The 9,763-nt window shown below is 32.6% G+C and carries 7 protein-coding genes; 5 read left to right on the top strand and 2 right to left on the bottom strand.

Features of this window, described 5'->3' with window-relative positions:
- Window positions 1-180 precede the first annotated feature (180 nt).
- On the bottom strand, window positions 181-417 hold the full coding sequence (locus tag VFS71_RS01445; protein ID WP_007137004.1) for an acyl carrier protein: 237 nt from the start codon (window positions 415-417) through the stop codon (window positions 181-183).
- 178 nt (window positions 418-595) lie between these two features.
- Here VFS71_RS01445 and VFS71_RS01450 point away from each other — a divergent pair, with 178 nt between their 5' ends.
- The 4 genes from VFS71_RS01450 to VFS71_RS01465 all read left to right on the top strand — a co-directional run bounded on the left by VFS71_RS01450 (window position 596) and on the right by VFS71_RS01465 (window position 4,693).
- Entirely contained in the window at window positions 596-1,165 is a 570-nt protein-coding gene (locus tag VFS71_RS01450) for a phosphoribosylglycinamide formyltransferase (RefSeq protein ID WP_326398907.1), read from the top strand.
- 9 nt (window positions 1,166-1,174) lie between these two features.
- Window positions 1,175-1,654: a ribonuclease HI gene (rnhA, locus tag VFS71_RS01455; RefSeq protein ID WP_326398908.1), complete on the top strand. Its 480-nt coding sequence runs from the start codon at window positions 1,175-1,177 to the stop codon at window positions 1,652-1,654.
- Between the two features lie 75 nt (window positions 1,655-1,729).
- Window positions 1,730-2,653 (top strand): PfkB family carbohydrate kinase, encoded by a 924-nt coding sequence (locus tag VFS71_RS01460; protein ID WP_326398910.1) that lies wholly within the window; start codon window positions 1,730-1,732, stop codon window positions 2,651-2,653.
- A 141-nt stretch (window positions 2,654-2,794) separates the two neighbouring features.
- Window positions 2,795-4,693: an amidophosphoribosyltransferase gene (locus VFS71_RS01465; protein ID WP_326398912.1), complete on the top strand. Its 1,899-nt coding sequence runs from the start codon at window positions 2,795-2,797 to the stop codon at window positions 4,691-4,693.
- A gap of 939 nt (window positions 4,694-5,632) precedes the next feature.
- Here VFS71_RS01465 and VFS71_RS01470 read toward each other — a convergent pair.
- Window positions 5,633-6,241, bottom strand: coding sequence for a superoxide dismutase (locus tag VFS71_RS01470; protein ID WP_326398913.1), 609 nt, complete (start codon window positions 6,239-6,241; stop codon window positions 5,633-5,635).
- 263 nt (window positions 6,242-6,504) lie between these two features.
- On the opposite strand from VFS71_RS01470, the gene VFS71_RS01475 reads away from it, so the two are divergent.
- Window positions 6,505-9,690 carry a UvrD-helicase domain-containing protein gene (locus VFS71_RS01475; protein WP_326398915.1) on the top strand — a complete coding sequence of 1,062 codons (3,186 nt, stop codon included), beginning with the start codon at window positions 6,505-6,507 and terminating at the stop codon, window positions 9,688-9,690.
- The last annotated feature ends 73 nt before the right edge of the window (window positions 9,691-9,763 follow it).

Raw genomic sequence — 9,763 nt, forward strand, 5'->3', positions numbered from 1 at the left:
TTTTGTTATCTTTTAACAAATAAAGCCCATGCTTTCTATACTATAAGAAGTAACTAAAAGAGACATGGGTATTATAATGCAAATATAATTTGATTGAAGTTCAATCGAAAAATTAATTTAATCAAATAATAACACCCGATTCTTAAATTTTTAAAACTTTAGAAATCGGGTGTGTCATTATTATTTTTTAGCTTCCTCGATGTAAGAGATAGCTTGACCTACAGTAGCGATGTTTTCTGCTTGATCGTCTGGAATTTGGATATCAAATTCTTTTTCGAATTCCATAATAAGCTCAACAGTGTCTAATGAGTCAGCTCCCAAATCATTAGTGAAGCTTGCTTCTGTTACAACTTCGTTTTCGTCAACACCTAATTTGTCTACGATAATCGCTTTTACTCTTGATGCAATGTCTGACATAATCTTTTAATTTTAGAATTTAATTTGTTGGCAAAAATAAAACAACTTTATTTTAAAACAACTATTTAGTGAATAAATGTGTGTACTAATTTATAAAATTTATTTCAACAAAGATTTCTTAAATCTATTTATTTTCGTTTTTTATTCCTTTTTTTGCATAAATTTTAAAAAATGAATTATGAAAAGAATACTGATATTTGCTTCTGGATCGGGGACTAACGCTGAAAATATTATAAAATATTTTGGCAATAGATCTACTGGAACTGTAGTGGCGGTTTTTTCAAATAATTCAAATGCAACTGTTCTTGATAAAGCAAAAAAATTAGCTGTTCCAACCGTTATTTTTTCAAAAGAAGAATTAAATTTAGGAAAAACACTACAAAAAGTTAATGATTTTCAACCTGATTTGATAGTCTTGGCTGGCTTTTTATTAAAATTTCCAGAAAATTTGATTGAAGCCTATCCAAATCGCATAATAAATATACATCCGGCACTATTACCAAAATTTGGTGGAAAGGGGATGTATGGTATGCATATTCATAAAGCTGTAATCGAAAATAATGAAAAAGAAACAGGGATCACCATTCATTATGTAAATGAAAACTATGATGAAGGTAATATTATATTTCAAGAAAGTGTTGCTCTTTCAGAAGTCGATACCCCAGAATCGGTAGCTGTCAAAATCCATACATTGGAACAAAAATATTTTCCAGAGATTATTGAAAAGCTTTTAACTTCTAACCTCTAATTTCATACTTTGGAATACGACGTACATATATATACGGATGGCGCTGCCAAAGGCAATCCAGGAAATGGTGGCTATGGAGTCGTTATGGAATGGGTTGGCAAACCCTATAAAAAAGAATTTTACGAGGGTTTTCGATATACAACCAATAACCGAATGGAATTGCTAGGTGTTATTGTGGGTTTAGAAAAATTAAAAAAAGAGAATACAGTTGTTTTGGTTATCTCGGATTCAAAATATGTCGTAGATGCTGTGCAAAAAAATTGGGTTTTTGGCTGGGAGAAGAAAGGCTTTGCAGGAAAAAAAAACCCCGACTTATGGAAACGCTTTTTAGTGATCTACAGAAAACACAAAGTAGACTTCAAATGGATTAAAGGTCATAATAATCATCCCCAAAACGAAAGATGCGACGAATTAGCAGTTATGGCTTCCATGCAAAAGCAACTATCTATTGATGCTTTTTATGAAAAAGAAGAAGGTAAATTTTTATGAAAACTTTGATAGTCTGACCCTTTGCAATATTGCAACTTATGGACTATCTTTGCACCCTAATTCGAAACACACCTAATGAATAAATTATTGATTGTTGGAACAGTAGCTTTCGACGCAATTGAAACTCCTTTTGGAAAGACAGATAAAATTTTAGGAGGAGCAGCAACGTATATAGGGCTATCAGCTTCTTTTTTCAATGTAAAATCAGCTATAGTCTCTGTAGTTGGCGACGATTTTCCGCAAGAATATTTAGATTTGTTGACAGATAGAAATATTGATATTTCAGGTATCGAAGTTGTTAAAGGAGGTAAAACCTTTTTCTGGAGCGGATTGTACCACAACGATTTAAATTCAAGGGATACTTTGGTTACAGAACTTAATGTTTTGGCCGATTTTCAACCAAAAGTTCCTCAAGACTATAAAAAAGCCGAAATTGTGATGTTGGGTAACTTGCATCCATTAGTACAAAGCAGTGTTTTGGACCAAATGGAAACAAAACCAAAATTAGTGGTTCTGGATACCATGAACTTTTGGATGGATTGTGCTTTACCAGAATTATTGGCAATCATCAAAAGAGTAGATGTCATTACAATAAATGATGAAGAAGCCCGTCAACTTTCAGGAGAATATTCTTTGGTAAAGGCAGCCGCAAAAATTCACGAAATGGGACCAAAATATGTGGTAATCAAAAAAGGAGAACATGGAGCTTTATTGTTTCATGGTGAAGAAATTTTCTTTGCTCCGGCACTACCATTAGAAGAGGTTTTTGACCCAACTGGTGCAGGAGATACTTTTGCAGGTGGTTTTTCAGGATTTATTACACAGAGCGAAAATGTTTCTTTTGATAATATGAAAAATGCAATAATTCATGGTTCCAATTTAGCTTCTTTCAGTGTAGAGAAATTTGGAACGGAACGAATGGTTGATTTAGATAAAGAAGAAGTGGTGTCAAGATTGAAACAGTTCAAGTCTCTGACCCAGTTTGAAATAGAATTATAAAGTTCTTAAGCCTCTATATGAGGCTTTTTTTAATTAGTACAGTCAATATTTATAAGAAAGAGTACGAATTTGCATCGTATTTGATTAGAATGATAATAATTGAGACATCATTAAATACCAATAACTACAAACAATAAAACAATGAGCGACGCTTTAAAACACGAATGTGGAATAGCTTTAGTTAGACTTTTAAAACCCCTTGAATTCTATAAAGAAAAGTACGGAACTGCTTTCTATGGTATCCAAAAAATGTATTTGATGATGGAGAAGCAGCACAATCGAGGTCAAGACGGTGCTGGTTTTGCAAGTATTAAAATGGATGTAGAGCCTGGAGAGAGATACATCAGTCGCGTGCGTTCCAATCATGCACAGCCGATTCAAGATGTTTTTAAACAAATAAATGATAGAATAAACGAAGAAATGACAGCCCATCCAGAATACGCGGATGATATGTCAGAATTAAAAGCTAACATTCCTTATATAGGAGAATTGTTTTTAGGACACGTACGTTATGGAACTTTTGGTAAAAACAGTATCGAAAGTGTTCACCCATTTTTGCGTCAAAGCAATTGGATGCACAGAAACTTGATTTTGGCAGGGAATTTTAACATGACGAATGTTAAAGAACTTTTTGAGAATCTAGTTGAATTGGGTCAACACCCAAAAGAAATGGCCGATACAGTTACTGTAATGGAAAAAATTGGTCATTTTTTAGATAAAGAAGTGATGCAATTATACCAAGATTGTAAAGCTGAGGGTTATTCTAAAAGAGAAGCTTCACCAGTTATTGCAGATCGTTTAGATATTGCAAAAATATTAGCAAGATCAGCAAAAAATTTAGATGGAGGTTATGCAATGGCTGGATTATTAGGTCATGGAGATGCATTTGTTTTCAGAGATCCAGCAGGAATTCGCCCAGCTTATTTCTATCAGGATGACGAAGTAGTCGTTGTTGCTTCTGAACGTCCAGTTATTCAGACTGTATTTAATGTACCTTTTGAAAGCGTTCAGGAAATCGAACCAGGAAACGCTTTAATTATCAAGAAAAGCGGAAAAGTTTCTATGAATCAGATTTTGGAACCAACCGTTAAAAAAGCGTGTTCATTTGAACGTATCTATTTCTCAAGAGGAAGTGATGCCGAAATCTATCAGGAAAGAAAGAATTTAGGAAAGTTTATTTTGCCGGCAGTATTAGAATCTATCGATAGTGATACTGACAATACGGTTTTCTCTTATATTCCAAATACAGCTGAAACTTCTTTCTACGGGTTGGTGGAAGCGGCTCAAGATTTTTTGAATCAAAGAAAGAAAAATTTTATTCTTGAGAACAAAGACACATTAACAGTTGATTCTTTAGAAAAATTACTTTCTGTAAAAATCAGAACCGAAAAAGTAGCCATAAAAGACGCTAAACTTAGAACCTTTATTACCGAAGACAGTAGTAGAGATGATTTGGTGGCTCACGTTTATGATGTGACTTATGGAGTAATTAAACCAACAGATAATCTTGTAATAATTGATGATAGTATTGTAAGGGGGACAACTCTTAAAATGAGTATTATCAAAATGATGGATCGTTTAAATCCAAAAAGAATTGTAATTGTTTCCTCAGCACCACAAATAAGATTTCCGGATTGCTATGGAATTGATATGGCAAAACTGGAAGGGCTTGTTGCCTTTAGAGCAGCATTAGAGTTGCTAAAAGAAAGAAACTTATACCATATCGTTGATGAAGTTTATGCTAAGTGTAAAGCTCAGGAAGACTACCACGATAATGACGTTGTGAATTATGTAACCGCTATATACGAGCCGTTTGCACCTCAAGAGATTTCAGATAAAATAGCCGAAATGCTAAGTTCACCTGAAATTAAGGCAGAAGTAAAAATTATCTTTCAAACAGTTGAAGATTTACATGTTGCTTGTCCAAAAAATTTAGGAGATTGGTATTTTACCGGTGATTATCCTACTCCAGGAGGTAATCGTGTGGTTAACAGGGCTTTCATGAATTTTTATGAAGGAAAAGATGCAAGGGCATATTAATTCACTTTACCGTTAAACGGGTTTGTGTGTGTTTTATCGACTTTATTTTCAAAGTTGTAAATCTCAAAGTATATTCGCCTACCATAATTTTAGTAGGTTAAGTTTATGGTAGATTTGGGGCAAAAAGGGTGAAAGTAACATTTCACCTTTTTTATTGGAATAAAGTCAAGTTTTAGGTTCTATAATATAAGTTTGACAGCGAAATAGTTTGTTTGAAAGTTATTAAATATTTTGTGAATCAATAAATTAGCTAATAATCGAGTATTTTGGATATTTATCGAATTTATTTTAAAAAGAACAAATCTCAAAGTATATTTGACTACCATAATTTTTAGTAGGTTAAGTTTATGGTAGATTTGGGGCAAAAAGGGCGAAAGTAACATTTCGCCTTTTTTATTGGAATAAAATCAAGTTTTACTTTTTTAATAATAAATTAAGAGTAAAATAACAAGTCAAATATTCTGAAAATCAGTAAATTAGTTGATAGTCGTATATTTGCGACATTCATCGAAAATATTTTCAATAAAGTGATTATCGACGTACATTTGATTACCATAATTTTAGTAGGTTAAGTTTATGGTAGATTTGGGGCAAAAAGGGTGAAAGTAACATTTCACCTTTTTTATTTTAAAAAAATAAAATTTAATTTACTGATAATTAGTAAATTAACAATTAAACGAGTATTTAGGGTATTCAACGAAAATAATATTAAAACAGTTTATTTCAATGTATATTTGACTACCATAATTTTTAGTAGGTTAAGTTTATGGTAGATTTGGGGCAAAAAGGGTGAAAGTAACATTTCACCTTTTTTATTGGAATAAAGTCCCAAAAACATAATAGAATTGAGAGAATAGAAAAAAAATATAGATCAAAAAAATAGACGAACAAACTTTTCAGTCTATTCGTCTATCATGTATGGATTTATTATCTTTCTTCTTATTTCTCTAAAGCAAAACGTCTAGATACTTCTGTCCAGTTAATCACATTGAAGAAAGCTTCGATATAATCTGGTCTTCTGTTTTGATAATGTAAGTAATAAGCATGTTCCCAAACATCCATTCCTAAAATTGGAGTTCCACCGCAACCTACTTCTGGCATCAATGGATTATCTTGATTTGGAGTTCCGCAAACGTCAAGTTTACCACCTTTTTGCACACATAACCAAGCCCATCCAGAACCAAATTGTGTAGCTCCTGCTTTAGCAAATTTTGCTTTAAATTCTTCAAAAGTCCCAAAAGAACTTTCGATAGCAGCTAACAATTCACCTGTTGGCAATCCACCACCGTTTGGAGACATAACAGTCCAAAACAAGTTGTGATTGTAAAATCCACCACCATTATTGCGAACTGCAGCATTAGTTTTATCTAGGTTAATTAAGATATTCTCAATTGTTTTTCCTTCCAAATCAGTTCCAGCAATAGCTGCATTCAAATTTGTTGTATAAGCATTGTGGTGCTTTGAATGGTGAATTTCCATTGTACGAGCATCAATATGAGGTTCTAATGCGTCATACGCATAAGGTAATTGTGGTAATTCAAAAGCCATAATATAGTTGTTTAATGATTTATAAATATTTTATTCAAAATTAAACATTTAACTTTGGAATTGAAAATTCTATTTCGTTATAATTTCATCAAATAAAATGATAATGTGATTTTTTAGGAGCTATTTCCCGCTATTCGTTGCAATCTTTTCTTTTTTAAAGAAAAAAAGAAAAGGATTTTCACTGTTATCGGGGCTAGGGCATTTACGATTTCAATAATCTTAAGTGTAAATCAGAAGTCTAAAATCGTTAATCTAAAATTCAAATGGAAAGACCTTCTTTCGCCATATACGACGCCTCTGCAGGTTCCGGAAAAACATACGCTCTTGTAAAAGAATACCTCAAGATCATTCTTACCGCAAACAAAAATGATGCTTACCGAAATATTCTTGCCATAACGTTTACCAACAAAGCGGTGCACGAAATGAAAAGCCGAATCGTAGGCAGTTTGTCTGAATTTGCCAAAGACGAACCTAATGCAAAAGCTTCGGATTTAATGCAGGACTTATCCATAGATACAGGACTTTCAATAATTCAAATTAAAACCAAATCACAACAAATCATCAAGCACATTATTCATAATTATGCTGCTTTTGATATATCCACTATAGATAAATTCACCCACAAAGTAATTCGTGCTTTTGCTCATGATTTAGGATTGCCTATGACTTTCGAGGTGACTCTAGATACCGAAAATCTACTAATCGAAGCGGTTGACGCGATTATTGCACAAGCAGGTGAAGATGAAACCTTGACTAAATTACTCATCGATTTCACGATGGAAAAAACCGATGATGATAAATCTTGGGATATTTCGCGAGAAATTTTGGAAACGGGCAAATTAGTGCTGAATGAAAATAACCGAAATGAAATTACTCATTTTCACGACAAATCGATCAGTGATTTTATTGCTGTAAAAGAAAAATTAGTTCAAGTTTGTAAAGATTTAGAAAAAGAAAATGCAAACCTTGCAAGTGAATTGTTATTGCTAATTGATAAAAATGCAATTGATTTAAAATCATTTTCCAGAGGAACTTTTCCTAATCATCTTCAAAGTATAGCAGATGGAAAATTCAATTCTAAAAACAAGATGTTTCATGAGTCCGAAGATATTGCCATTAATAAAACGGCAAAAGACCGAGCGCTAATCGAGAACATTATCCCTGATTTATTGAAAAGTCTTTCAGAAATTTACAAAAACTTCGAAAAGAGAAATTTCTATAAAGCCTTCTTGAAGAATATCACACCTTTATCATTATTAAATACTGTTAGTAATGAATTGGCAAAAATTCAGAACGAGCAAAATGTACTTTCGATTTCTGAGTTCAATGCGATTATTCACCGCGAAATCCAAAATCAGCCTGCACCTTTTATATATGAACGATTGGGAGAACGTTACCGTCACTTTTTTATTGATGAATTTCAGGATACTTCCGAGATGCAATGGCAAAACCTGATTCCACTTATTGATAATGCGCTTTCGGGTCAAGATGATTCTGGACAAAAGGGGACTTTAATGATCGTTGGTGATCCAAAACAATCTATTTATCGTTGGCGTGGTGGTAAAGCCGAGCAGTTTATTGAGTTGAGCAAAGATCAAAATCCGTTCAGTAATCCTGAGAAAAAATTAGAACATTTAGATAAAAATTACAGAAGTTATTCTCAAGTAATCGAATTCAATAATGGCTTTTTTCAATTATTGTCCAATGAATTTAGTAATGCTGATTATAAAGATTTATACGAAAACCACAGTCGTCAAAAGATAAATAATAAGGTAGGTGGTTATGTAAATATTTCTTTTCTACCAGAAATTGAATCTTCAGAAGAGGATGAAGATGTATTGGATAAAACGGATTTGTACGTTTTGGCGACATTAAATACTATTCAAAAAGTTGTAAAAGAAGGCTTTGAATATAAAGACATTGTGATTCTGACTCGAAAAAGAAGTCAGGGAATTGCTGTCGCCAATTATTTAACAGAACAAAGTATTCCACTTTTGTCCTCTGAAACATTGATGATTCAAAACGCTACCGAAGTTCGATTGATTATTTACATTTTAAAATATTTGAAGAATAGTTCGGATTTGGAATCAAAGGCCAACTTTTTGCAATATTTGGCACAAAACAAACAAGCAGATTTACCTGTTCATGATTTTATAGCCAAAGGAATGGAATTGAAAGAGGAAGTAGCTTTCGAGAAATGGCTTGAAAACTGTAATATAGAACTCTCATTTCAAGATATTAGAAAAAAATCATTGTACGAAGCGGTTGAAATTATTGTTTCAAAATTCCTTTCAAATGAAAAAGAACAAGTTGCTCAAGTTCCCACTTCAGGGACGGGAGGGGCTTATGTCCAATATTTTCTTGACATTGTTCTCGAACGGGATGTTCGTAATCAGGCTGGAATTTCAGATTTTCTCAATTATTGGGATAAAAACTCAGAGAAATTTAGTATTCCTTCTCCAGAAGGAACAAATGCGGTTCGGATTATGACCATTCATAAATCAAAAGGATTGGAATTTCCGCTTGTAATAATGCCTTTTGCTGAAGAAGATTATAATAGAAAACCGAAAGATAAATTATGGCTTAACTCGGAAGAACAAGATTTTGATATGCCAAAAGTACTTGTGGATAATAGTAGCGCGATTGAAGAATTTGGAGAAGAAGCTTCTACTGTTTATAACCTGAAAAAGCAGGAAGAATTGTTGGATAACATTAATGTATTGTACGTCGCTTTAACTAGAGCCGAAGAGCAATTATATGTTATTTCTCAAAATATAAAACCAAGGAAAGATGGGGAATATCCAAGTAATATGGCTTCATTTTTTATGAAATATTTAATCAAACAAGGGCTTTACAATGAAAATCAATTAGAATATGAATTTGGTAATTCGGCTAAGTTATCTGAAAAAGAAAAACATATTGATACTTCCAAAAATATACCTGTAGTTTCGGAAGTGTTGAATCCTAAAAATATAAAAATTGCCCAAAGGGAAGCATTGATGTGGGGAACGCATCAATTGGAAGCTATTGAGTTTGGTAATGTGATACACGAAATACTTTCATTTATTGCAACAAAAAAAGATCTGGAATTGGCAATTAATAAAGCGATTGAAAATGGATTGATTACAATACTTCAAAAGGATATAGTCTATAATGCTATTATTGAAATAGTGAATCATCAAGATTTAGTGGAACATTTTGCGGAAGGGAATGAAGTTTTGAACGAAAAAACGATTATCCAAAAAGAGGGTGGTACAGTCAAACCAGACCGAATAGTAATAAATAAGGCAAAAGAAGTTTTTTTATTGGACTATAAAACAGGTCTTCCTAATCCAAAATATAAGTATCAATTGGAAAATTATCAAATGGCTATTGAGAAAATGGGATTCAAAGTATTAAAAAAAGCGCTCGTGTACATAGGAGTCGAAATCGATGTAGTACATTTGTAAAAAAAAATAATTGTCAAATAGCGAAGTTTATAGCTTATCTGTCTTTAAACTTTAAGATTTAAATCTAATAAAA

Source organism: Flavobacterium sp., assembly GCF_035760125.1.
Lineage (GTDB): Bacteria > Bacteroidota > Bacteroidia > Flavobacteriales > Flavobacteriaceae > Flavobacterium.